Source organism: Janthinobacterium salmonicoloratum, from assembly GCF_051380845.1.
Classification (GTDB): Bacteria; Pseudomonadota; Gammaproteobacteria; order Burkholderiales; family Burkholderiaceae_D; genus Janthinobacterium; species Janthinobacterium lividum_F.
In genome coordinates, this window is the sequence record NZ_JBNYXV010000001.1 from 515139 (window position 1) to 537718 (window position 22580).

Here is a 22580-nt window from a genome sequence, read left to right on the forward strand (position 1 = left end):
AGCGCCGTGCTAGGCGCGCAGGCACAGAAGCACGCGCAGATCCTGCCCTTGCACAGCGATCAAGACGTCGTGCGGTTGCGCAAGCAGGTGCGCGACAGCATGGTCGCCATGGGTTTTGGCCTGATCGAACAGACCAAGATCATCACGGCGGCGAGCGAACTGGCGCGCAACACCCTGCGCTACGGCGGCGGTGGCGAAGCAAGCATTGCGCGCGTCTGCGATGGCGCGCGCCAGGGACTGGAACTGCGTTTTGTCGACGCGGGACCGGGTATCGAAGATATCGCCCTGGCGCTGACCGATGGCTATACCAGCGGCGGCGGGCTGGGACTGGGGCTGGGTGGCGCCAAGCGCCTGGCAGACGCCTTTCACATCGACACGGCGCCCGGCGCGGGCACCACCGTCACTATCGCGAAATGGAAGTTGTTTTGAACCACCAAGAGCCGTCCCCTGACATTGCCAGGCAACGCAGTTTTCCCATCGGCGAACCGAGCGAGATCGCCGCGGCCCGCCGCGCCGGCAACGAACTGGCGCGCCGCATCGGTTTCGACGACGTGCGCACGGGCCAGCTGGCCATCATCATCAGCGAGGCGGCCACCAACATCGTCAAGCACGCACAGCGCGGTGAAATCCTGCTGCGCAAGGTGCTGCGCGGCGGCACCAGCGGCATCGAAGTGCTGGCCATCGACAACGGCCCCGGCATGGCCAATGTGCGCCAGCACATGCAGGATGGCCATTCCACCACGGGCACCTACGGCGTGGGACTGGGCGCGATACGCCGTTTGAGCCAGGAATTCGACCTGTACACGGCGCCCGGCAAGGGCACGGTACTGATGATGGTGGTTTGGGGGCAGCACGCCAGCAGCGCCATTCCCGCCCATCCGAACTGGCGGATCGGTGCAGTATGCCTGCCGCTGGCCTCGGAACAGGTGTGCGGCGACGCCTGGAACGTGGTCTGCGAAGGCCATGAACTGAGTCTGATGGTGGCCGATGGTCTGGGCCACGGCCCCCTGGCGGCACGCGCGTCGGAACGCGCCAGCGCGCTGCTGGAAGACGACACGCCTGGCTTGCCGCCCCTGCCCGCCCCCTTCATCGAGCTGGCCCACGGCGCCCTGCGCGCCACGCGCGGCGCGGCCATGGCCGTGGCGCATATCGACAGCGCGCGCCGCGAATTGCGCTATGCCGGCGTGGGCAACATCGCCGCCTGCGCCTTCGATGCGCAGCAGCGCCGGCATTTGCTGTCGCATAACGGCATCGTCGGCAGCAATCTGCGCAAGGTGCAGGAATTTTGCTATCCATGGCAGCCGGGCACGACGTTGATCATGCACTCGGACGGCCTGCACACGCGCTGGGACCTGGAACAGTACCCGGGCCTGGCGCACTGCCACCCCAGCCTCGTCGCCGCCGTGCTGTACCGCGATTTTGCGCGCGGACGCGACGACGTCACGGTGGTGGTGCTGCGCCAACATGAGGAACACCAGGCTACAACAGCAAAAACAGCAGAAGGAACAGGTGCGGCATGACACAACGCATATTGACAGCCCATATCGGCAGCGAACTCGATGTGGTGGGGGCACGCCAGCGCGCGCGGCAAATCGCCGCCCTGTGCGGCTTCGGCGTGCAGGACCAGGTGCGCATCGCCACGGCCGTGTCGGAACTGGCGCGCAACGTCTATAACTATGCCGGCAATGGCAAGGTGCAATTCGCCATCGATGGCCAGACGGCGCCGCAGGTGCTCAGCATCCGCATCGAGGACCAGGGCCCCGGCATCGCGCAGCTCGACCGGATACTGGACGGCACCTACCGCTCGCGTACGGGCCTGGAACTGGGCATCCTGGGCGCCCAGCGCCTGATGGACCGCTGCCACATCCACAGCGCGCCAGGCGACGGCACGCACATCACGCTGCACAAACTGTTCCCGCGCGACGCGCCCCTGCTCGACGGAGCCATGATAGGTGTGCTGTCCGGCAGCCTGCAGGCGCTGCCTCCGGATATCACACTCTCCGAAGTGCAGCAGCAGAATCGCGAGCTGCTGAGCACCCTGGCCGAACTGAAAACGCGCCAGGACGACCTGCTGCAGCTGACGCGCGAACTGGAAGACACCAACCGGGGCGTGGTGGCGCTGTTCGCGGAACTGGATGAAAAAGCCGACCACCTGCGCCGCGCCGACCAGATGAAATCGCGCTTCCTGTCGAACATGAGCCATGAATTCCGCACGCCGCTCAGCTCCATCCGCGCCCTGTCCAAGCTGCTGCTCGACCGCATCGACGGCGAGCTGTCCGAGGAACAGGAAAAGCAGGTGCTGTTCATCCTGCAAAGCGCCGTCGGCCTGAGCGACCTGGTGAACGACTTGCTGGACCTGGCCAAGATCGAGGCGGGCAAGGTCGACGTGCACGCCAACAGCTTCCAGGTGACCGACCTGTTCAGCGCCCTGCGCGGCATGCTGCGCCCGCTGCTGGTGTCCGATTCGCTCACGCTCACTTTCATCGATCCCGATCCGGCGCTGCACATCCACACGGATGAAGGCAAGCTGTCGCAAATCCTGCGCAACTTCATCGCCAACGCCCTCAAGTTCACCGAGGCCGGCGCCATCGTCGTCAGCGCCACGCCCTTGCCTGAGCAGGACGCCATCCGTTTTTCCGTCTCCGACACGGGCCTGGGCATCGCCGCCGAAGACGTGCAGCTGATCTTCGAGGAATTCAGCCAGGTGGAAAACCACCTGCAGCGCAAGGTCAAGGGCACGGGCCTGGGCCTGCCCCTGTGCCGTAACCTGGCCACCCTGCTCAATGGCACGGTGTCCGTGGAAAGCACGCCGGGCCACGGATCGCTGTTTTCCGTGGTGCTGCCAGCCAGCTATCATGCGCCCGAGGGCAGCCTGCCGCCGTGTGCGCCGGCCAACGACAATGGCAACGACCAGCGCATACCCGTGCTCGTGGTGGAAGACAACCCGCCCATCCGCCTGCTGTATGAAAAATTTTTGGCCGGCAGCGAATTTCGCGTGGTCCCGGCGCGCAGCGTGCGTGAGGCACAGGAACACTGGGAACAACAGCGTCCCGCCGCCGTCATTCTCGACATCATGCTGCATGGCGAAACGGCCTGGCACTGGCTGGCCGAGCTGAAAAACGACCCGCTGCGGCGCCAGGTGCCCGTCATCGTCGCCACCGAGATCGACGACGTGCGCAAGGGTCTGGCCCTGGGCGCCGACGCCTACTACGTCAAGCCGCTGTCGCGCCAGCAATTGCTGGCGACCCTGCGCGCGCTGATCGGCAATCCACACCACCGGCAAGAGCCGGTTCCGCCGCAAGGCACAACCACATGGGACAATACGCATGCTACCGGATAACAACAGCGATGCTCTGATCCTGAACGTCGACGATAGCGATGGCGCACGCTACGCCAAGTCACACATCCTCAAACGGGCCGGATTCAAGGTCATCGAAGCCTCGAACGGGGGCGACGCGCTGCTGCGCGCCCGCCAGGACCACCCCAACCTGATCCTCCTCGACGTCAAGCTGCCCGACATCAACGGCCTGGAAGTGTGCCGCCAGTTGAAGGGCGGCGCCGAAACGAACACCATCCTGGTGCTGCAGACGTCGGCCTCCTGCATCGGCACGGCCGATAAGATCCGCGCCCTGGACGGCGGCGCCGACAATTACCTGGTCGAGCCGATCGAGGCGGATGAACTGATCGCCAACGTCAAGGCGCTGCTGCGCCTGGGCCGGGTCGAGCGCGCACTGCGCGACGTGGACCGCCGCAAGGATGAATTCCTGGCCACTCTCGCGCACGAATTGCGCAACCCGCTGGGCCCCATCCGCACGGCGCTGGCCCTGCTGTGCAAGCTCGACCCTGTCGTGCCTGCAGTGCAGGACAATGCGCGCCGCACCATCGGGCGCCACACGGATCACCTGGTGCGGCTGGTGGACGACCTGCTCGACGTGTCGCGCATTTCGCAGGGCAAAATCTCGCTGCAATGGGAAAGCGTGAGCCTGGCCAGCGTCATCCGCAGTGCGCTGGAAACGAGCTCGCACAGCGTCGAAGCGCGCGGCCATGCACTGGACGTGCACTTGCCTCTGGAAGAACTGTGGGTCTGCGGCGACGCCGTGCGCCTGTCGCAGATCGTCGCCAATCTGCTGCTCAACGCGGCCAAGTTCACGGCGCCGGGCGGGCGCATCGTGATTACCGCCGTGCGCGAAGGTGACAACGTACGCATAAGCCTGAGCGACAACGGCATCGGCATCGCCGCCGCCAGCATCGACAGCATCTTCGGCCTGTTCGAGCAAAGCGGCCACTCGCCCGACCGGGTGCAGGATGGCCTGGGCATCGGCCTGTCGCTGGTGCGCAAGCTGGTGACCTTGCATGGCGGCCAGGTCAGCGTGCGCAGCCCCGGCGTGGGGCTGGGCAGCACCTTCGAAGTCATCCTGCCGCTCGACGCCAACGTGCCGCTGCCGGCCGCGCCAGCGCCGCAGGCAGCGCCCGGCGGCAGCCAGCGCATCCTCGTCGTCGACGACAACTGCGATGCGGCCGACACCCTGGCCGAACTGCTGGAAATGTACGGTCACACGGTGCGCACGGCCTACACGGGGGCGCAAGCCATCGAGCGCACCCTGGAATTCAAGCCCGACATCGTCTTTCTCGACATCGGCCTGCCCGACATGAGCGGCTACGACGTAGCCGTCCAATTGCGCCAGCTGCCGATACCGCAGCAATTCCTGCTCGTCGCGCTGACCGGCTATGGCCAGGAACACGACCGCCAGACCGCCCTGCAGGCAGGCTTCAACGAGCACTTCGCCAAGCCTGTCGATTTCGGCAAGCTGGCCATGTTGGGACTGCATATCGCACCCTGAGCGGGGCCGCGGCTGCCTGGTCCCAGGGCGTCGGCTATAATCGGCGGCCGCCTCACCACTGGAACCATGACATGACAACCCGCACGCCGCTGCTGCGCATCACCATGATACTGGGCGCCCTGCACGCCCTGCTGGGCTGGCTGCTGCTGCCTTCGCTCCCCGTCGGCCTGGCCGGCTGGCTGCTGGGCGGCCTGGTCTTGCTGGCGTCGACCATGCTGATGCCGATGACGATCTTCGCCCGTGCCGTCACCAACGATGCGCGCCTGGCCGACCGTCTGAGCTGGGCCGGCTCGCTGTGCATGGGCTTTTTTTCCTCGCTGTTCATACTCACCGTGCTGCGTGAACTGCTGATGCTGATTCCTGCCGTCCGCCTGCACACGCAGGCGTCCGCCGTGGCCGTGCTGCTTCTGGCGTTGCTGGCCACCGTCGTCGGCTTCATCAATGCCCGCCGTGTGGCGCGCGTGCGCGAGGTTGACGTGCCGGTCACCGGCCTGCCTGCCGCCTTGCAGGGTTTGACCATCGTGCAACTGAGCGACATCCACGTGGGCGCCACCATCAAGCGCGCCTACGTGGAAGCCATCGTCGCGCGCGCCAACGGCCTGCAGGCGGACCTCATCGCCATCACGGGCGATGTGGTCGACGGCACGGTGGCGCAGCTGGGCGGCCATACGGCGCCGCTGGGCGAGCTGCGCGCGCGCCATGGCGTCTTCCTCGTCACGGGCAACCATGAATACTATTCGGGCGCCGCGCCCTGGGTGGCGGAATTCCGCCGCCTGGGCTTGCGTGTGCTGATGAACGAACACACGCTGCTTGAGCACGATGGCGCGCGCCTGGCGCTGGCCGGCGTCACCGATTTCAACGCCGCCGCCTTCGATCCCGCCCAGAAAAGCGACCCGCAAGCGGCCATCGCCGGCGCACCCGCCGATATCCCCCGCATCCTGCTGGCGCACCAGCCGCGCAGCGCGCCCGAGGCCGAAGCGGCCGGCTACGACCTGCAACTGTCGGGCCATACGCACGGCGGCCAGTTCTGGCCATGGAACCTGTTCGTGCCGCTGCAGCAGCCGTACGTGGCGGGCCTGCACCGGCGCGGCCGCCTGTGGATTTACGTCAGCCGCGGCACCGGTTACTGGGGCCCGCCCAAGCGCATCGGCGCGCCGGCGGAGATTACGAGGCTAAGGCTGGTGGCGGCGTAAGACTCATTCCGCCCAGCTGGCCATCCACGCCTCGAAACGCGCCACCACGACTGGCGGGTTCAAGCACGCCATCGCGCCTTCCACTGGCTCGCTGTCGCTGACCTCGAATAGCAGCACACCCTCGTCGCGCTGCGCGCCCGTACCGAATACCCCTTGGGCGTCAAGCTGCGCCAGCGCCGCGATGCAAGCGTCAAACACACCGCTGCGGAAATTGTCGAAATCGACGTCGAACGGCAGCTCGCGGTTCGCCTGCAAGAGCAAACGGTAGGCGCTGTCGAAGTACGCGCCACCTTCGTCGAACGCCCATTCGGCCGGATTCCACAGCATCTCTTCACCATATTCCGAGGCGGCCAGCGCTTCGCGGCTGTTGGCCATCGGGCCGATGGTCATGGCGCTGTCGTCGCTCACCAGCGCGAAAGCGTTGATGTGCTGCTCGGGATGCGCACGGCGCACGGCGTCGAAAGCCAGGCGCGCGGCGTCCGCCACCAGCGTTTGCAGCAGCGCGAAATCAAATACGGCCGGGTCGATGAGCGTGGCGCGCGCCAGCGTATAGCCGTCGGCCTGCGCTGCCTGGCAACGAGCGTCGTAGGCGGCGTACGCTTGCGCCTCGCTGGCGTAGTCGTCGCGCCTCTCTTCGCCCCAGGTCATGGCACCGCCGGCGGCCGTCCACACGGTCGTGTTGAAGACGCGCGCTTCCTGGAAGCGGGCCGGTTGATCGCCGTCAAAGGTGTAAAACAGGCTGTAATTACTAGGCATGAGATTTTTCATTGTTTAATCGGGCCGTATCTGCGCGGCGAAATCGCGCTGGCGGAACTGCTCCAGCAAAAAATCGACGAACACGCGCGTTTTCGCGGGCAAGAGCTTCTTGCTGGGATAGTACACGGACAAGGGACCGGAATCGGCATGCCAGCCTGGCAGCAAGCGGATCAAGGCGCCGCTGCGCAAATGGGCCAGCGCGTGCGGCATGGGCAGCAGCGCCACGCCGACGCCCAGGATGGCTGCCTGCGCCATCGCTTCCGGATCGTCGAAGATGGCGCGCGGCCGGCATTCGGCAACGCCTTCGCCGCCCGAGCCATTGCGCAATATCCAGCTGCGCAGTCTCCCGCTGCCGGCCGAGCGGCGCGCCACGCCATCGAAGTGCGCCAGCTCCGACGGATGCACGGGCATGGCCTTGCCCTGCATGAAGGCGGGCGATGCCGTGGCGACGATGTGGGCGTGGCCCAGTTCGCGCGCCACCACGCCCGGCGTCAGCTCGATGCCGCCGCCGATGGCCACGTCAAACCCTTCGCCGATCAAGTCCACCTGGCGGTTGTCGAAATGGCAGTCGGGAATCACGCCCGGGTAGCACGCGATAAAGTCGCCCAGCAGAGGGACCACATAACTGCGCCCGAATGACGGCGCCATGCTGATTTTCAGGATGCCAGCCGGCTGGCCGCCCTCTTCGGCCACGCCGGCGATCGCTTCGCGCAAGGTGGACAGGGCGCCGCCTATCTGCTGCAGGAAACGCTCGCCCCCTTCCGTCAGGGTCAGGCGGCGCGTGCTGCGCTGGAACAGCCGCAGTCCCAGGCTCGCTTCCAGCCGCGCCACGTTCTTGCTGACAGCGGCCGGCGTCAGCCCCAGACGGCGCGCGGCCGCCGAAAAGCTGCCCAGCTCGGCAGACAGCACGAAGGATTGCAAGTGATTAAGGGCTTCCATACGCCTATTCTACCCGGTCATCTGATACTTATAGTTGAAATTGATTGTCATGATTCATGGCTAGCGCGGCAGGAATGAAAGGCAGATACTGGCTTCCTCGACTCCTCACACAGAAAGCCCATCATGCAAACCCAAGCCACCACCAGCACCTCTTTGCCACTGCAAGACAAGATCGCGTTTGTGACGGGCGGCTCGCGCGGCATCGGCGCCGCCATCGTGCGCCGCCTTGCCAGCCAGGGCGCCAACGTCGTCTTCACGTATCAAAGCTCCACCGCCGAAGCGCAGGCGCTGGCCGCCACGGTGGAGGCAAGCGGCGGCAAGGCGCATGGCGTGCAGGCCGATGCGGCCGACGCCACTGCCCTGACAGCCGCCATCGACAAGGTAGCGGCGCAGTTTGGCCGTCTCGATATCCTCGTCAACAACGCGGGCGTGTTCCTGCCCGGCGCCATCGACGACTTTTCGCTGGCAGACTTCGACAAGACCTTGAACGTCAATGTGCGCGCCGTGTTCGTCGCCATCAAGGCGGCCGTGGCGCACATGCAGACGGGCGGGCGCATCATCAACATCGGCAGCACAAATGCGCACCGCATGCCGTTCGGTGGCGCGGCCGCCTACGCCATGAGCAAATCGGCGCTGAGCGGCCTGACGCAAGGCCTGTCCCGCGACCTGGGCCCGCGCGGCATCACCATCAACAATGTGGAGCCGGGCCCCGTCGCCACCGACATGAACCCGCCGACGGGCGACTTCGCGGATCTGATGCACGGTCTGATGGCCCTGCCCCGCCACGGCACGGCCGATGAAATCGCGGGCATGGTGGCCTATTTGGCCAGCGCGGAGGCGGCATTCGTCACGGGCGCCGGGCTGAAGATCGACGGCGGTTTTGCCGCCTGATCCAGTCCGAACATCAGCGAGCGGTGTGCTGCCACGCCCGCCATGGCGCCATCAGCCACCGCGAACGCCACGCTGCCAGCCATGCGCCCCGCGTCACCGCAGCAAAAGACGCCGGGCACGCTGCTGGCCTTTTGCTCGTCGGTGCGCACGAACGGACCCATGGCGCCCTCTTCCAGCAAGCAGCCCAATTCGCCAGCCAGGGAACTGGCCAGGCGGGTGCGGGTCGCCACGAACAGGCCGGCCATCGCATGGCGGCTGCCGTCCGCCAAGACTACATCGGCCACCCCGTCAATCTGCGCCACGGGCGTGCGCACCACCGTCACGCCGCGCGCATCCAGTTGCGCCAGCTGCGCCGCATCGGGCTCGAACGCGTCATTGAGAAAAAAGGTGACCGTGCCCCAGTCGGGCAGCATCAGCGCGTGGTGCATGGACAGGGGCCCGGTGGCCAGCACGCCGATGGCGCCCTGCTCCAGCTCATAGCCGTGGCAATACGGGCAGTGAAAGACGCTGCTGCCCCAGCGCGCGGCCAGGCCTTCGACGCGCGGCAGTTCGTCGATCACGCCGGTGGCCAGCACCAGACGGCGGCCGTGAACGACACTGCCGTCCGCCAGGGTCACGTTGAAGCCATCGCCATCGCCATCGCCGCAGGCTGCCGCCTGCGCGGCCGTGCCGTCCAGCCAGGTGACGGTGGCATATGCCAGCAGCTGCGCCTTACCCTTTTCGGCGATGGCGGCCGTCCCGCTGCCGTCGCGGGTCAGGAAGCCGTGGGAATGGCTGGCGTAGCGGTTGCGGCGCTGGCCGCCGTCGATCACCAGCACGCGGCGGCGGGCGCGCGCCAGTTGCGTGGCGGCGGACAGGCCTGCATAACTGCCGCCGACGATGATGGCATCGAACGGGGCGGAGATCGTGGCGCTGTCCGCGCCCCGGGGTTCAGGAATGTGCATGGGGTGCTCCTCGATGTATGGCGTATTGTTGGCTGAAACGTTCGGCCAGGTCGGCCAGGGTGACGGCGCCGAAGCGCTGGATCAGCAGCGCCTCGGCTTCGTCAAAGGCGCCGGCCAGCGACTGGTTGACCACTTGCTCCACCAGGCAGCCCGGCTGATCGACGCGATTGCCCATGGCGAAGATGGTGGGCGAACCGACGGCCACGTAAATGTCTTGCAGGGTCACGCTGCGCAAGTCGCAGACGATGCGCCAGCCACCGCCATGGCCCTTGACCGACACCACGTAGCCGCGCTCGCGCAAGCCGGCCATCACGCGCCGCACCAGCACGGGGTTGGTGTCCAGGTAACCGGAGAGTTCCTCGGACGTCATCGGGCGTCCCGCGTGGGCCATGTGCAGCAGCACATGGAGAATCGATGATAGTTTGCTGTCGCGTCTCATGTAACTAATGATAGTACATATTCATCGCACATGCAAACGAGTTGCAATAATGAAGCATAAAAAAGGGGTCAGACCCTGTCAGGTCTGACCCCAGCCTTTGCCATGCTTTCAGGATTACACCGCCTTGCGCCGCCCCCGCCACCACACCAGCAAAGCCAGCAGCACCAGCACGCCGACGATGATGCCCGCGCGTGCCAGGCCGATCAGGTTTGACGGCGCGCCGCCGTTGCGCAGGGTCGTCACCTGCTCCGCCGTCACCTTGATTGCGGGATTGCCGTACATCTTCTGCACGTAATTGCCCAGGGTGACGATCTGTTCGTCCGACAGGGTCTGGCGGAAGGCGGGCATCAGGTGGCCCGCAGCATGACTACCCTTGCCGCCTTGGCGCTCCACCCCATCGAGTATCGCCATCACCAGGTTATTGCTGTTGCTGCGGCCCGTCACCGAATTGTGGAACAGGGGCGGCAAGCTGCCGTCGAAACTGCCCTCGCCCCTGGCTTGGTGGCAGCTGGCGCACTGCGCATCGTACAGCTGCGCACCCGACATCTTGTTCAGGTTTTGCGGCAGCGGCACGCCGCGGATGGCACTCAACTCGTCGCCCGCTTGTCCCCATTGCGTCACCGCTTGCGTGTCCGCCTTGTCGCGGATGGCGGGCACGCTCTTGATGTAGTGCGCGATGGCGTTCAAATCCGCATCGCTCAGGTGCTTCAGGCTATGGTCGATCGCTTCGGCCATGGGTCCGGCAGCCTGCGCCTTGTTGGCCGCGCGGCCCGTACGCAGGTAGCCGGCCAACTCCTGCTGGCTCCAGCTGCCGATGCCGCTGTTGACGTCCGACGTGATGTTCGGCGCGTACCACGTGCCCAGGTCGGCCCCGCCCAACTCTTTCGACAGCTGCTCGGCCATCAGCGCATTGCGCGGCGTGTGGCAAGTGGTGCAGTGGGCCAGCCCTTGCGCCAGATAGGCGCCGCGGTTCCACTCCATGCTTTTCGACGCATCGGCCACGAAGGGCTTTTTGTCGAGGAACAATACATTCCAGCCCGCCATCGACAAGCGGATATTGAACGGGAATGGCAAGTCCGTCTGTTTTGCCGGCGCCGTATCGACCGCCGCCACGCCGTGCATGAAGTAGGCGTACAGGGCGGCCGTGTCGTCATCCGTCACCTTGGCGTAGGCCGTGTAGGGCATGGCCGGGTACAGGTGCGCTCCGTCGGCCCGCACGCCGTGCCGCACGGCATCGGAAAACTGCGCCAGCGTGTAGTTGCCGATGCCATGCGTTTTCGACGGCGTGATGTTGGTGGCGATGATGGCGCCCAGCGGCGTCGCCAGGGACAGCCCGCCCGCCATCGGTTGACCGCCAGGCACACTATGGCAGGCGATGCAGTCGCCGGCCGTGGCCAGGTAGCGGCCACGCTCGATCGCCTGCACGTCGGCGCCCGGTGCTTGCGCCGCCAGCACTGGCAGGCTGAAAAGTGACAGCAAGGCGGCGCCGGTCGCCATTCTGAAGGTCGCCATCATGCTGTTCCTCCCTGTTGTTCGTCGAGGATGTGCTTGACGGTGCGCAGTGCCACGGCCAGACCGTTTTCCGTCGAATTGCAGGTGCCGGACGTGGGCAGCACGCCGGTGCTGCACAAGAACAGGTTGGCATGGTCGAAGGTGCGGCCCCACTGGTCGCACACGGCCTTGGCCGGGTCGGAACCCATCGACAGGGTGCCGCAGATGTGCTGGTTGTTGGCAAACACGCCTTCCTTGCTGTGGCGCAGATTGGTGCCGCCCATTAGCTTCGCGATGTTCTCGAAATCCTGCTTCGAGCGTTCGTGGCCACGCTTCGTGTAGTCGTCGATCGAGTAATGCGCTTGCGGCTTGGGGATGCCCATGGCGTCCTTCTCGCTGCTGAGGGCAATGCGGTTTTCCGGGTTCGGCAGCACTTCCAGCACGTTTTTCAGGCTCATTTCACGCGCCGAGCGGAAACGCAGTTGCTGTTCGAAGGCTTCGCCAAACACCCCCTTGCCGATCAGTTCTTTCGAGGCGCCGTCCACGCGCGAAATGTTCGTGAAGTCCAGGCGGTATGGCGAATGCTGGCTGCGGAAATCGCCATCGCGCATGGTGTTGATGGAATTGGGGCTTTGCGGGCCACGGCCCAGCCACAGGTCTTCATCGGCGTCGAAGGTGATCGAGGTGCTCGGGTGGTCCATCAGGTTGCGGCCCACCATGTCGCTGCTGTTGGCCAGGCCGTTCGGGTATTTGTCCGAGGCGGAAACGAGCAGCAAACGGGGGCTTTCGATGCCGTTGGCGGCCAGGATGAAGGTCTTGGCCGTGACCCTGTGGCTTTTTTTATCCACGTCATAGTACAGGGCAGCCGAGATGCGGCCCTGCGCATCGTGTTCCAGCTTGTAGACGTTGGCATTGCACACGATCTTGACGCCGGCGTCTTCGGCCTGCTGCGCGGCGATGCCGCCATGGTATTGCGCGTCGATGGGGCAGATCGGCTGGCAGCTGTTGTTGCCGCAGCAGGCCGGGCGGCCATCGTAGCTGACGCTGTTGCGCGCCACCGTATTGCCGACCACCTTGAACGACGGGTCGAGGCGTTCGCGGATGCGGCGCATGGCGTACGGCTCCGTCACGGGGTCCATCGGGAAGGCCTGCTTGCGCGGCGAACCCGTGTTCTCCGCACCGGAAACGCCCATGATGTCTTCCGCTTCCTGGTAGAACGGCTCCAGGTCTTCGTAGCTGATGGGCCAGTCGACGCCCACGCCGTACAGGGTATGGATGCGGAAGTCGTTAGGCACATTGCGCCACGCCTGCGCGGCCCAGTGCCATGAAGTGCCGCCGAACTGGCGGATGTATTCGGCCGGGTAAGGATACGGGCCCGCCTGCACCAGGTAGCCGTTATCCTTCGGCTGGTAAATCGGGTGCGGCGCCGTGGCCACCGAGGGATACGGCGACATCCAGTCGCTGCGGCGCGTCGTGTTGCGGAAGCGGGCGACGAGTTCGCCACGCGACACGCGCGGCCCCGCTTCCAGGATCAGCACCGAGGCGCCGGCCAGCGCCAGCTTGCGCGCGGCCAGGGAGCCAATGATGCCGGAGCCGATCACGAGGTAATCGGCGGAGAGTTCTTCAGCCATGATGGCTCCTTAAATTGGTTTTCTGGCCCAGCTGCCGTAAGCGCCGTAGGAATACGTGGGAGGCTTCAGCACGTCGGCCACGACGGCCGCGTTCAAAGCCTGCTCGTAGGCGACGCAAACGGCCGCCTCGCCCGTGCCGACGATGCCCAGGTACCAGGCGCTGGCGATCTGGCGCGGCAGGGCCGCCAGCGGCGCCTGGGCCGGGTCGAGCGCGTCGAGCGCTTCCTGCAGGCCGGCCGCCTGCAAGCCCTGCGCATTGATCAGGGCAAGCAGCGCGCGCACCTTGGCGGGAAAGGCGGCGTCCTGCGCCACCAGCGCGTCATACAGGCGCCTGGCCAGCACGGGGTCGAGCACTTGCCGCCCGACCAGCATGGCCGACACGCCCAGGAAAGCGCCCTGCTCCGCATTGGCGACCGGTTCGGCCAGCGCCCAGGGAATCAGCGCCGCGGCCGAAGCCGACAGCAAACCAGCCAGCACCATGCGGCGGCCGGGATTCAGAGGGCCACGGCCCTCCTTGTGATGTGTAGCGTCCAATTGAAGCTCCCGTGAGTTCAGCAACCGTTCAGAAAGAATGCTTGAGACCGACCATCACCACCGTCTGGCCGCCGTTCGACGACGGCGTGCCGTTTTGCGAATCGCCGACCGAGGCAACGGCCTTGACGATGGCGCCGTCCTGGCCCAGAGTCTGGCCGCGCGCCAGCTGGCGCGCTTCGATCAGGTAGATCGCGGTGCGCTTCGACAGCGCGTAATTCTGTTCGAACGACAGCTGGCGGTAGCGCGCGCGGTCCGACACGCCGTTGGACTGGCTGGCGAAAGTGTCGCTGTAGCCGGCGGCCAGGAACCACTGCGGCGTCAGCTGGTAGCTCGAGATCAGGCCGGCCGTGTTGAAGATGGCCGTGTCGCGGAAGGCCGAGCGGCTGCCCGCCTGGTATTGCACGTTGCTGGCATTGGCGCCCACCATCCACTTGCCCATGGTGTAGCGCGCGCTGGCGGCGATGAACGCTATGCTGTCCGCCGTGGCATAGCCCCGGTTGACGGCGGAGATGCCGAAGCTGCCGGATGCGTTATCGCTCCAGCCGGCGCCATTCTGTCCATTTTTCAGTTTCAGATAGCCGAGCGCGAATTCGGCGGGCGAAGTGCTGTACTTGACGGCGGCGCTGAAACTGCTGCCCGCGGCATTGCCGTCGGCCGCTTCACCAAAGCCGTATTGCGCGCTGGCCTGCAGGCCGCGCCAGACGGGCATGCTGTAGGTCAGGGAATTGCTGATGCGCACGGTCGTATCGAGGCCGTCGATATCGCCCGGGTGTGCACCGGTGGCGCCCGTCAAGACGTTGCTCGACGCCAGCGAACCCACCAGCAGGTAGTACGGCGTGTACTGGCGTCCGGCCGTCAAGGTGCCGTAGGCCTTCGATTGCAAGCCCACGTAGGCCTGGCGGTTGAACAGGGAACTGGCGGAACTTTGCGCGCCCGTATCGCTTTCAAAGCCATTTTCCAGCAGGAACAGCGCCTTCAGGTCGCCGCCCAGGTCTTCCACGCCCTGGAAACCGATCTTGCTGGCGGATAAGTTACCGCTGCGCATGTAGGTATTCGACTTGCCGCCCTGGTTGCTCGCGTAGGCGGTAGCCGCGTCGACCACGCCGTAGATGGTGACATTGCTTTGGGCGCAAACGTTTGCGCCGATGAGTGTGGAGACGGCCAGCGCCGCAGCGCGCATGCATGGTGTGTTCATTTTTCCTGACTTTCCTGTTTTATTGTACGCCCGGTCAGTATTGCCGCCGTGACGGCGAAATACAGGCGTGGCGCCGCGTTGCAGCCCCATCCGTTGATGGGGCGTCCGCTGTTCTTCTTGATGTGGATCAAGTGAAGCAAATTATACGCTCATTTACTCACATGTAAGTGATTGACTATAAGGCGTAGTCTTATAGCAAAACTTTCTTGTGTCTTATAGCAAAACCGACAGGCGCGCGGACACATGCCCGGCAGACTGCGGAAATGCACGGAACAGGCATGGGGAAAGCAGCGACAGCGCGTGTCGAAAAACACGCGCCCGGTCGATGCTCAGGCAAGGAGAAGTGGTGTGCGGGGAAGGGGTTCAGCGCAGGATGGCGGGCGCCACCGGCAGGGTTTCGAGGGCAATAAAAGCTTCCAGGGTGCGGCGCATGTCTTCGAACACTTGCTTGCCGTAGGCCGCTTCCAGGTGTGCATACTGCAGGTCGATCAACTTACCCATCTGCAGCAGCAGGCTGGCGCCCGCTTCCGACAGGTGCACCTTGCGGCGGCGCTGGTCACCTTCGAACTTGCTGCGCCCGATCAAGCCGATTTCTTCCATGCGCGCCAGGATGCCGCTCATGCTGGGACTGGAAATCTGGCAGATCTCGCACAGCTCACGCGGCTCCAGGGTCGGACTTTCGTTCAGCGCACGCATGATGCGCCACTGCTGCTCCGTCACGCCGAAGTGATTGAGGATGGGACGGAAATGCTGCAGCAGGCTGTCGCGGGCCTTCAGCAGCAGTTGCGGCATATTCGGATAACGGATCGGTAGCTGCAAGTGGAACTCCAGGGTGGCCAGCACAATTAGCGTAATTATACGACTCGCCCGAGGACAATAGCGGCAAAATTCCCCTTCCCTGGCGCGCTTGATGCAATGGCGTCAGCCCCTGGCTTTTCTCTGCGCGGGGATGAAGTGTTCGCGCACGGCCTTGGCCAGCAAGTCAGGCGGCAGCAAACCCTGCCCCAGCAGGAAGTTATTGAAGGCCAGGCGGTCGAATTGCGCGCCCAGCGCCAGCTCCGTTTCCGCGCGCAACTGCAGGATGCGCGTATAGCCATAGAAATAGCTGCCCGCCTGGCCCGGCATGTTGAAGGTGTAGCGGTCCAGCTCCTGGCGTGCCATCGGCGCCGACAACATCACTTCATCCGTCAGGATACGGCCCGCTTCCTCGCGCGTGACTTGCCCCAGGTTCAGCAGCGGGTCGAGCATGGCGCGCGCCGCGCGCAGCATGCGGAACTGCAGCGCGATGAACTGGCCTTCGGCCGGCTCGTAGGGAATCATCTCCGCTTCCGCGTACAGGGCCCAGCCTTCCACGTTGACACTGTTGAACGCGTACAGGCTGCGCGCCTGCGACACGCCCCGCTCCACCATGGCGCTAAATTGCAGCTCGTGGCCAGGACGGCCCTCGTGCGCGCTCAGGGTCCAGGCGGCGCCCGCGAAATTGAAATCGTCATAGGCCTCGCCCTTGCCGCTGGCAGCCGGATTGCTGACGGGTAGGACGAACTGGCCGTGTTCTCCCGTATTGCCGATCAGCGGAGGCGGACGCATATGCGGCGCCGGCTGGGCCGCCGATTCCGCGTCTGACGCCAGGCGCATGGTCATGGCGCGCGCGGGAATATCGACCACGCGCTGCCGTGCGATGCGCTCTTCCAGCTGCGTATTGACGCCCTTGTAGTGCGCTTCAAGCTGCTCGTTCGGAATGGCGTCCACTTTGAGGGCGCGCAGCACCTGGCGGTAGTCGCTGCCGTCGACGCCCTTCAAGGCCAGTTTGGCCGCCACCACGGGCGCCAGCGCCTGCATGGCGGCGCGCGTTTCCAGGTAAGCCACTTGCGCCCGTTCGACAAGTATGCGTGGCTCGATATCGATGCCCACCTGCTTCAGGCGAAATGCATACAGCTCGGGCGCCATGCGGAAATCCGTGCGCGACAGGGGCAGCACTACTTGCTTTTCCCATGCCGCATACTCGTTCAACTGCTGCTCCATGGCGGCCAGCGCGCTTTCCGCGCCTGTGATCTGCATGTCGGCGAACAGCTTGCGGATGCCGGCGATATACGTCGGCACGTTTTCCAGCGACTGCTCCACCTGCAGCCGCACGGGTCCGGCCAGGCCAGGCTTGCCGATCTTTTCCGTGAAGCGCGCCTTGGCCTGCTGCGTGATCGGCGTGCTGCCCGGGAACTGGCCCACGTAGCGCTGCAGGCGTTCGAGCGCCTTGGCGCGGCGCGCGGCCGGACGCTGTTCCTGCAGCAGGCTTTGCATGCTGCCAAAAACCATTTGCGGCACATCGACCCACGGCAAGGTGTACTTGGCGTCCAGCCGGGCGCCGGCGATTTCCTGGTCGACGGCCTGCGTCAGGATTTCCAGATCCTGGCGGATGCGTTCATCTTTTTCCGCCGCCAGCTTTTGCTGCAATTGCGCGCGCGCCTGCTGCATGGCCGTCACATAACGTTCCGTGATCTTCGGCCCCAGGTCGGCGGCCAGGCCGTCGTACTGCGCCAGGCCCGTGTCGGAAGCGTTTTCGGGCGAAAACTGCGCCTGCGCCGCCAGCACGATGGCCGCGTTGCGGTTGCTGGCCTCGACCCAGGCCGATGCCGCATTGGGCGCTGCAGGGGCGGCGGCCATGGCGGGCATGGCAAATGCGATGGACAGTGCCGCGGCAAGCACGGTCTGGTGCAGTTTCGGTATGACGGACATCGGGGGTTTCCTTCCTGGCAGAATCGGCGAACGAAGCGGCCAGTATCGGCGAGCATCCCGGTACTGTCAATCGGGCGGGGACAGGCCGCGCCGGGCGGCCCGTCCCACTCCTGTCAATACACCAGACCGTAGCCGAACTTGTACAGCGGATGGGCCGTGTCATATGGCACGTCCGATTTCTGCACCTGCACTTCGGCCATCGACGATGGCAGTTCGAACGGCAGCTTGCCTTGCGGCTTGGCCTTGCCCGTCAAGACATCGAACAGCGCGCCGTCGCTCACGCCGAAGTTGGCGAGTATGGCGCTGGCCTTGTCCTGCACGTTGCCGAGGATGGCCGGGCGGTCCAGGTAGACCGTCACCACCGTCTTCGGCGCGTACTTCGCCGCGTTCTTGATCGCCTCGTAGTCGGCGTCGCCATCGACATAGTTCAGGCGTCCTTCGTGCTGCATGCTGCCGAAGATGTAGTTCGGATGCAGGATTTCATATGGCGCGGCCACGCGCAGCAGGGCCACGTCCGCTTCCTGTGGCGTGGCGACCACCGTGTAGCCATACTGCTTCGCCACGGCCGCGTCGATGCCGTACAAATAGACCTTCTTGACGCTAGCCGCCAGCGGCAAGACCTTGTCCTTGTTTTCCAGCAGGACCAGCGAGCGGCGCTGGGCGTCCAGGCCCGCCTCGATGAAGTCCGCCTTGCCCACCGTGGTGGCCGCCTTGGCCGCATCGACGAACGGATGCTCGAACAGGCCTTGCTTGAATTTCTGGATCAGGATGCGCCGCGCCGACGCGTTGATGCGCGCTTCCGTCAGTTGGCCCCGCTGCACGGCTTGCGTCAGGTACGGCGCTTCCGTCACGCCGCCAAACTGGTCCATCCCCGCCGTGACGGCTTTGACATAACGCTCGGCCTTGGTGGCGTTTTCCATGCCCCACGGCGTGCCGAAGCCGATGAAGGAAGGTGCCACGCCCGGCGCCGTGCCGTTGCGGCAGTTGGCGTCGCAGTCGGAAGTGATGCCCCAGTCGGACAGGATCACGCCCTCGAAGCCGTATTTGCCGCGCAGCAGATCCGTCAGCATAGTCTTGCTGAAACCCGCCGCCACTTGTTCCAGGGTGATGCCGTCGATCGTGATATTGCCATCCGGCAAAGCGTAGGTGGGCATCACGGAGGCCGCCTTGGCCGTGAAGGCGCCCTCGAACGGTTTCACGTGGTAAGCGAAGTTATTGCCCGGGTAAGTCATGTAGCGGCCGTAGTAATTGTGGCCGTCGAAGCCCTCTTTCGTGGCGCCGTAGCCGACCCAGTGCTTGACGACGGCCACCACGCTGCCGTCATGCAGGCCTGTGTTCCCATCCTGGAAGCCCTCGATATAGTGCTGCACCATGCGCTTGGCCAGGTCGGCGTCTTCGCCAAAGGTGCCGTTGATGCGCGACCAGCGCGGCTCGGTAGCCAGATCCGCCTGCGGCGACAAGGCTTGCGTGATGCCGACGGCCAAATATTCCTGGCGCGCGATGTCGCCGAAGCGGCGCACCAGCGCATCGTCGCCGATGGCGGCCAGGCCCAGGGTTTCCGGCCACTGGGAAAACCCCTTGGTGCCGGCGCTGGCGCCCACCGTGTACTGGAAATGGTGGCGCGGATCCGTGCTGATGGACACGGGAATGCCGTGGCGCGACGTTTCGCTGAGTTCCTGCACCTTGTTGTACTGCGTAGCCATATTGGCCGTGTCGCCCGCCATGCGCGTGATGAAGGTATTCACGTACTGCTTGACGATCAGGTCTTGCAGGGCCGTCAAGTCATACGCGCCGCCCTGGCCGATGCCGGTGGGGTCGGCCACGGTGGGCGCCGTGCCGTGCATCATCAAGCCCGCTTTTTCATCGAGGCTCATGCGCGACAGCAAATCATCGGCACGCACCTCGGCCGGCAGGCGCCAGTCTTCGTAACGGTCGATCTTGCCGTTGCGGTTCATATCCTTGAAGGTATAGCCGTCGACCTTGAGCTGGCTGTAGGTGGTGGCGCCGAATACGGGCTGCGTGTATTGCTCGCTGTCGTTATTGCCGCAGGCGGCCAGGGCAAGCGTGGCGACGCAGCCGGCGACCACGCGGGCCATCGGTTTCATAGTGCAATTCATCATTATCTCCAAGACTGTTTTTGTAGGTATCCGGGTGGCATCAGGGCCAGCCCGAAAGCAATATAGCGTGAGAATGCGTGAGTTTCTTGACCGCACAGCACGCGTTTTATACCCGCGAGAACAATTTTTGGTTAGACGGCACGACAACCAACAATCTCCTACAAAGTGCTAATATTTGTGAAAAATTACTACAACAAGCAGGAGACACCCTTGCACAAACCCGATACGCGCACGGTTTCGAACCGGATCGCGCAGCAATGCGCGCGCGCCATGCAAGCCGATGGCCACGACCCCGCCGACTTTTTCCGCCACACGGGCATCACGCCGGCGCAGCTGGACGAGCCCGGTGGCCGCATCAACGCCGAGCGGCACCGCCGCATGACGGCCTACGCCCAGCAACTGCCGCAGCACCGGGCCATTCTCGACCTCGACGTGACGCACTGGTTCGCGCATTACTCGGGCATCGCCCACGTCTGCTTCAACCGCCCCACCCTGCGCAGCGCTCTGCACGAGCTGCTGCACTTGCGGGGCCTGATCGGCGAATTCGACTTCATGCTGATGAGCGAGAATGGCACGCGCATCGAGATCGAATACCTGTCCGAGTTTTGCCCGCTAGGGGGCGCCATGCAGGCGCTGGCCAATTTCCGCATGCTGTCGCTGGTGGCGCGCGCCTATGACGATGGCGCGGCCACCGCCTTCCACGCCGGCTTCCAGGGCAAGGCGCCGTGGTTCGCGCCGGCCATTGCCGAGTGCTTCGGCGCCGCCGCCACCTTTGGCCAGGCGCGCAACACGCTGACGTTTGACGCGCCCGCGCTGGACCGGCCTTTCGCCCAGTTCAACGCCATGCTGGCGCCGCACGCGCTGCGGCACGCGCAGGGGCAATTGCAGCAGTTGCAGGGAGCGCAGTTGTTTTCGGCCCGCGTGGAGCAAGCCATCATCGATTTACTCGACCGACAAGGTGCAGGCGATGCCGACGGCGCCTCGCTGCTGCCGGCCCTGTGCGATGGCCTGGCGATGAACCGCTGGACCTTGCAGCGCCAGCTGCAGCAGGAGCAGACCTCGTTCCGCGCGCTGGAACTGCGCGCCAAGAGCCGCGAATCACGCCGTCTGCTGCGCGAAACGAGCCTAAGCGTGGTGGAAATCAGCGAGCGCCTGGGCTTTTCCTCGCAAAGCGCGTTCACCCGCTTCTTCAAGACCCAGTTCGAGCTGCCGCCGGCGCGCTACCGGCACGACATGCAAGGTAGCTTATAGGAAGGTTGCAGAGGAACTGATGCATCCGGCCTTTCCCGCGCCGCCGTTTGAGCCGATCTAATTGCCTGAGGGCGGTTGAGCGGCGCTTCTGGCATCAAACACCAGCCGCGCCGCATCGATGGCGTCGCGGTGACCGTACGCCCAGGCGCTCAGCGCGCTGATGGGGATCAACAGCGAGCGCCCCAGGTCCGTCAAGGCGTAATCGACGCGTGGCGGCACGGTGGGGAACACGGTGCGCGTCACGAGACCATCGCGTTCGAGTCCGCGCAGGGTCAGGGTCAGCATGCGCTGCGAAATACCGCCGATCAGGCGGCGCATCTCGTTGAAGCGCTTGGTGCCATTGCCGAGCAACATCACCACCATCACGCTCCATTTATCGCCCACCCGCGTGAGGATGTCCGTGATCGGGCGGCACGAGTCCGCCACACCCGCATGGCCCCCCGCGTCGCGCATGCGCCGTTCCAGCGCGGCCCCTTGCGCGGCAACGTCGCCAATAGTCACATCGGTGTGCCCCAGTGTGGAAAAAGTGCCTTCTTGTGCGTTCATTTGATAGTCACTATATTTACCTCGGTTACGAAAACATACCACCCGATCATACCATTCAAGAAGGCTACCATGAACATCCTGCATATCGATTCCAGCGTCCTCGGCGAGCATTCCGTCAGCCGCCAATTGTCCGCCGCCATCGTCGCGCGCCTGCAAGCGGCCGCGCCGGGCGCCACCGCCCACTACCGCGACCTGGCCGCGCAACCCTTGCCGCAATTTACGGCCGCCCCCAGCGACGCCGACGGCGCAGCGCTGGCCGGCGCGCTGGAGCAAGTGCTGGCCGCCGACGTCATCGTCATCGGCGCGCCCATGTACAACTTCGCCATCCCCAGCCAGCTCAAATCGTGGCTAGACGCGCTGGCCGTGCCCGGCAAAACCTTCCAGTACGGCGCCAATGGCCCCGAAGGCTTGTTGGGTAGCAAGCGCGTGATCATCGCCTCGACGCGCGGCGGTTATTACGGCGCCGACACGCCGATGGCCAGCCTGGAGCACCAGGAAAGCCATCTGCGCGCCTTCCTCGGTTTCCTTGGCATCACGCAGCTCGAGATCGTGCGCGCCGAAGGCGTCAAGGTCAGCGATGCAGCCAGGGCGCAGGCGTTGACGGGCGCTTTCGAACAGATCGGCGCGCTGCAAGCGGCGTAAGCGATTGCCAGCTGCGCCGCAAGCTGTTTCGGCGCAGCCCCAGGATGAGCGGCCGGCAAGGAAGCGCCAGATGCGCTAAGCTGCGGGAACCCCAACCACAAGGACCACCATGACCCTGATCGTCGTCGCCACCATCGATGCCCAAGCTGACCATATCGACGCCGTGCGCGCCGCCCTGGAAGCCGTCGTAGCACCCAGCCGCACCGAAAGCGGCTGCCTGCGCTACGAGCTGCACGTCGACAACAAGATTCCCACGCGCTTCATCATGCTGGAAGAGTGGGCCGACAAAGCCGCGCTGACGGCGCATGACGCGACGCCCCACTTCAAGGCGCTGGTCGCCGCCGTGGGCGACAAGGTCGTCAAGATCGACATAGCGGAACTGAGCAAGCTGAAATAAAGGCAAGCGCGTGGCCATATTGGAAAGTTGCCATCTATAATAT

General features: G+C 65.0%; 21 protein-coding genes. 9 read left to right on the plus strand and 12 right to left on the minus strand.

Annotated elements, in window-relative coordinates; all coding sequences use genetic code 11:
- The first annotated feature begins 6 nt into the window (after window positions 1-6).
- The 5 genes from ACQ4WY_RS02395 to ACQ4WY_RS02415 all read left to right on the plus strand — a co-directional run bounded on the left by ACQ4WY_RS02395 (window position 7) and on the right by ACQ4WY_RS02415 (window position 6034).
- Window positions 7-429, plus strand: coding sequence for an ATP-binding protein (locus ACQ4WY_RS02395; RefSeq protein ID WP_436502661.1), 423 nt, complete (start codon window positions 7-9; stop codon window positions 427-429).
- Window positions 426-1520: an ATP-binding protein gene (locus tag ACQ4WY_RS02400; protein WP_436502662.1), complete on the plus strand. Its 1095-nt coding sequence runs from the start codon at window positions 426-428 to the stop codon at window positions 1518-1520. The genes ACQ4WY_RS02395 and ACQ4WY_RS02400 overlap by 4 nt, the downstream gene beginning before the upstream one ends.
- A complete protein-coding gene (locus ACQ4WY_RS02405) occupies window positions 1517-3340 on the plus strand; it encodes an ATP-binding protein (RefSeq protein WP_436502663.1) in 1824 nt (607 codons plus the stop codon). The genes ACQ4WY_RS02400 and ACQ4WY_RS02405 overlap by 4 nt, the downstream gene beginning before the upstream one ends.
- Window positions 3327-4841: an ATP-binding response regulator gene (locus ACQ4WY_RS02410; protein ID WP_436502664.1), complete on the plus strand. Its 1515-nt coding sequence runs from the start codon at window positions 3327-3329 to the stop codon at window positions 4839-4841. Before ACQ4WY_RS02405 ends, ACQ4WY_RS02410 begins: the two co-directional genes overlap by 14 nt.
- Before the next feature lie 71 nt (window positions 4842-4912).
- A complete protein-coding gene (locus tag ACQ4WY_RS02415) occupies window positions 4913-6034 on the plus strand; it encodes a metallophosphoesterase (RefSeq protein WP_436502665.1) in 1122 nt (373 codons plus the stop codon).
- A 3-nt stretch (window positions 6035-6037) separates the two neighbouring features.
- Here the strand turns inward: ACQ4WY_RS02415 and ACQ4WY_RS02420 are convergent, their stop codons facing one another.
- Window positions 6038-6790 (minus strand): DUF4303 domain-containing protein, encoded by a 753-nt coding sequence (locus ACQ4WY_RS02420; RefSeq protein WP_436502666.1) that lies wholly within the window; start codon window positions 6788-6790, stop codon window positions 6038-6040.
- A gap of 15 nt (window positions 6791-6805) precedes the next feature.
- Window positions 6806-7729, minus strand: coding sequence for a LysR family transcriptional regulator (locus ACQ4WY_RS02425; RefSeq protein ID WP_436502667.1), 924 nt, complete (start codon window positions 7727-7729; stop codon window positions 6806-6808).
- A 123-nt stretch (window positions 7730-7852) separates the two neighbouring features.
- Here ACQ4WY_RS02425 and ACQ4WY_RS02430 point away from each other — a divergent pair, with 123 nt between their 5' ends.
- On the plus strand, window positions 7853-8620 hold the full coding sequence (locus ACQ4WY_RS02430; RefSeq protein WP_353656900.1) for an SDR family oxidoreductase: 768 nt from the start codon (window positions 7853-7855) through the stop codon (window positions 8618-8620).
- On the opposite strand, the gene ACQ4WY_RS02435 is transcribed toward ACQ4WY_RS02430, so the two are convergent.
- The 9 genes from ACQ4WY_RS02435 to ACQ4WY_RS02475 form a co-directional block, all read right to left on the minus strand.
- Window positions 8548-9564: an NAD(P)/FAD-dependent oxidoreductase gene (locus ACQ4WY_RS02435; protein ID WP_436502668.1), complete on the minus strand. Its 1017-nt coding sequence runs from the start codon at window positions 9562-9564 to the stop codon at window positions 8548-8550. The genes ACQ4WY_RS02430 and ACQ4WY_RS02435 overlap by 73 nt on opposite strands.
- Window positions 9551-10003: an RrF2 family transcriptional regulator gene (locus ACQ4WY_RS02440; protein WP_436502669.1), complete on the minus strand. Its 453-nt coding sequence runs from the start codon at window positions 10001-10003 to the stop codon at window positions 9551-9553. The genes ACQ4WY_RS02435 and ACQ4WY_RS02440 overlap by 14 nt, the downstream gene beginning before the upstream one ends.
- 114 nt (window positions 10004-10117) lie before the next feature.
- Window positions 10118-11518, minus strand: coding sequence for a c-type cytochrome (locus tag ACQ4WY_RS02445; RefSeq protein WP_436502670.1), 1401 nt, complete (start codon window positions 11516-11518; stop codon window positions 10118-10120).
- Window positions 11515-13125 (minus strand): GMC family oxidoreductase, encoded by a 1611-nt coding sequence (locus ACQ4WY_RS02450; RefSeq protein ID WP_436502671.1) that lies wholly within the window; start codon window positions 13123-13125, stop codon window positions 11515-11517. The genes ACQ4WY_RS02445 and ACQ4WY_RS02450 overlap by 4 nt, the downstream gene beginning before the upstream one ends.
- A 9-nt stretch (window positions 13126-13134) precedes the next feature.
- Window positions 13135-13659 (minus strand): sugar dehydrogenase complex small subunit, encoded by a 525-nt coding sequence (locus ACQ4WY_RS02455; RefSeq protein ID WP_436502672.1) that lies wholly within the window; start codon window positions 13657-13659, stop codon window positions 13135-13137.
- A gap of 28 nt (window positions 13660-13687) precedes the next feature.
- Window positions 13688-14854 (minus strand): porin, encoded by a 1167-nt coding sequence (locus ACQ4WY_RS02460; RefSeq protein WP_436502673.1) that lies wholly within the window; start codon window positions 14852-14854, stop codon window positions 13688-13690.
- Between the two features lie 363 nt (window positions 14855-15217).
- Entirely contained in the window at window positions 15218-15673 is a 456-nt protein-coding gene (gene hpaR, locus ACQ4WY_RS02465) for a homoprotocatechuate degradation operon regulator HpaR (protein WP_226939756.1), read from the minus strand.
- A gap of 102 nt (window positions 15674-15775) precedes the next feature.
- Window positions 15776-17584 (minus strand): DUF885 domain-containing protein, encoded by a 1809-nt coding sequence (locus tag ACQ4WY_RS02470; protein ID WP_436502674.1) that lies wholly within the window; start codon window positions 17582-17584, stop codon window positions 15776-15778.
- A gap of 113 nt (window positions 17585-17697) precedes the next feature.
- Complete coding sequence (locus ACQ4WY_RS02475) at window positions 17698-19689, minus strand: glycoside hydrolase family 3 protein (protein WP_436502675.1); 1992 nt, start codon at window positions 19687-19689, stop codon at window positions 17698-17700.
- 222 nt (window positions 19690-19911) lie between these two features.
- Between ACQ4WY_RS02475 and ACQ4WY_RS02480 the strand changes: the two genes are divergently transcribed.
- Window positions 19912-20952, plus strand: coding sequence for a helix-turn-helix transcriptional regulator (locus ACQ4WY_RS02480; protein WP_436502676.1), 1041 nt, complete (start codon window positions 19912-19914; stop codon window positions 20950-20952).
- A gap of 57 nt (window positions 20953-21009) precedes the next feature.
- Here the strand turns inward: ACQ4WY_RS02480 and ACQ4WY_RS02485 are convergent, their stop codons facing one another.
- Complete coding sequence (locus tag ACQ4WY_RS02485) at window positions 21010-21405, minus strand: winged helix-turn-helix transcriptional regulator (RefSeq protein ID WP_436504379.1); 396 nt, start codon at window positions 21403-21405, stop codon at window positions 21010-21012.
- Between the two features lie 162 nt (window positions 21406-21567).
- Here ACQ4WY_RS02485 and ACQ4WY_RS02490 point away from each other — a divergent pair, with 162 nt between their 5' ends.
- Together ACQ4WY_RS02490 and ACQ4WY_RS02495 are read left to right on the plus strand one after the other, a co-directional pair.
- Window positions 21568-22140: an FMN-dependent NADH-azoreductase gene (locus tag ACQ4WY_RS02490; protein WP_436502677.1), complete on the plus strand. Its 573-nt coding sequence runs from the start codon at window positions 21568-21570 to the stop codon at window positions 22138-22140.
- A gap of 109 nt (window positions 22141-22249) precedes the next feature.
- On the plus strand, window positions 22250-22537 hold the full coding sequence (locus tag ACQ4WY_RS02495; protein ID WP_353656890.1) for a putative quinol monooxygenase: 288 nt from the start codon (window positions 22250-22252) through the stop codon (window positions 22535-22537).
- The last annotated feature ends 43 nt before the right edge of the window (window positions 22538-22580 follow it).

Coding starts and splice junctions, on each gene's coding strand:
- ACQ4WY_RS02405 (WP_436502663.1), top strand. CDS start 1,517: ATGACACAACGCATATTGACAGCCCATATCGGCAGCGAACTCGATGTG.
- ACQ4WY_RS02410 (WP_436502664.1), top strand. CDS start 3,327: ATGCTACCGGATAACAACAGCGATGCTCTGATCCTGAACGTCGACGAT.
- ACQ4WY_RS02415 (WP_436502665.1), top strand. CDS start 4,913: ATGACAACCCGCACGCCGCTGCTGCGCATCACCATGATACTGGGCGCC.
- ACQ4WY_RS02420 (WP_436502666.1), bottom strand. CDS start 6,790: ATGCCTAGTAATTACAGCCTGTTTTACACCTTTGACGGCGATCAACCG.
- ACQ4WY_RS02425 (WP_436502667.1), bottom strand. CDS start 7,729: ATGGAAGCCCTTAATCACTTGCAATCCTTCGTGCTGTCTGCCGAGCTG.
- ACQ4WY_RS02430 (WP_353656900.1), top strand. CDS start 7,853: ATGCAAACCCAAGCCACCACCAGCACCTCTTTGCCACTGCAAGACAAG.
- ACQ4WY_RS02435 (WP_436502668.1), bottom strand. CDS start 9,564: ATGCACATTCCTGAACCCCGGGGCGCGGACAGCGCCACGATCTCCGCC.
- ACQ4WY_RS02440 (WP_436502669.1), bottom strand. CDS start 10,003: ATGAGACGCGACAGCAAACTATCATCGATTCTCCATGTGCTGCTGCAC.
- ACQ4WY_RS02445 (WP_436502670.1), bottom strand. CDS start 11,518: ATGATGGCGACCTTCAGAATGGCGACCGGCGCCGCCTTGCTGTCACTT.
- ACQ4WY_RS02450 (WP_436502671.1), bottom strand. CDS start 13,125: ATGGCTGAAGAACTCTCCGCCGATTACCTCGTGATCGGCTCCGGCATC.
- ACQ4WY_RS02460 (WP_436502673.1), bottom strand. CDS start 14,854: ATGAACACACCATGCATGCGCGCTGCGGCGCTGGCCGTCTCCACACTC.
- ACQ4WY_RS02470 (WP_436502674.1), bottom strand. CDS start 17,584: ATGTCCGTCATACCGAAACTGCACCAGACCGTGCTTGCCGCGGCACTG.
- ACQ4WY_RS02475 (WP_436502675.1), bottom strand. CDS start 19,689: ATGAAACCGATGGCCCGCGTGGTCGCCGGCTGCGTCGCCACGCTTGCC.
- ACQ4WY_RS02485 (WP_436504379.1), bottom strand. CDS start 21,405: ATGCGCGACGCGGGGGGCCATGCGGGTGTGGCGGACTCGTGCCGCCCG.
- ACQ4WY_RS02490 (WP_436502677.1), top strand. CDS start 21,568: ATGAACATCCTGCATATCGATTCCAGCGTCCTCGGCGAGCATTCCGTC.
- ACQ4WY_RS02495 (WP_353656890.1), top strand. CDS start 22,250: ATGACCCTGATCGTCGTCGCCACCATCGATGCCCAAGCTGACCATATC.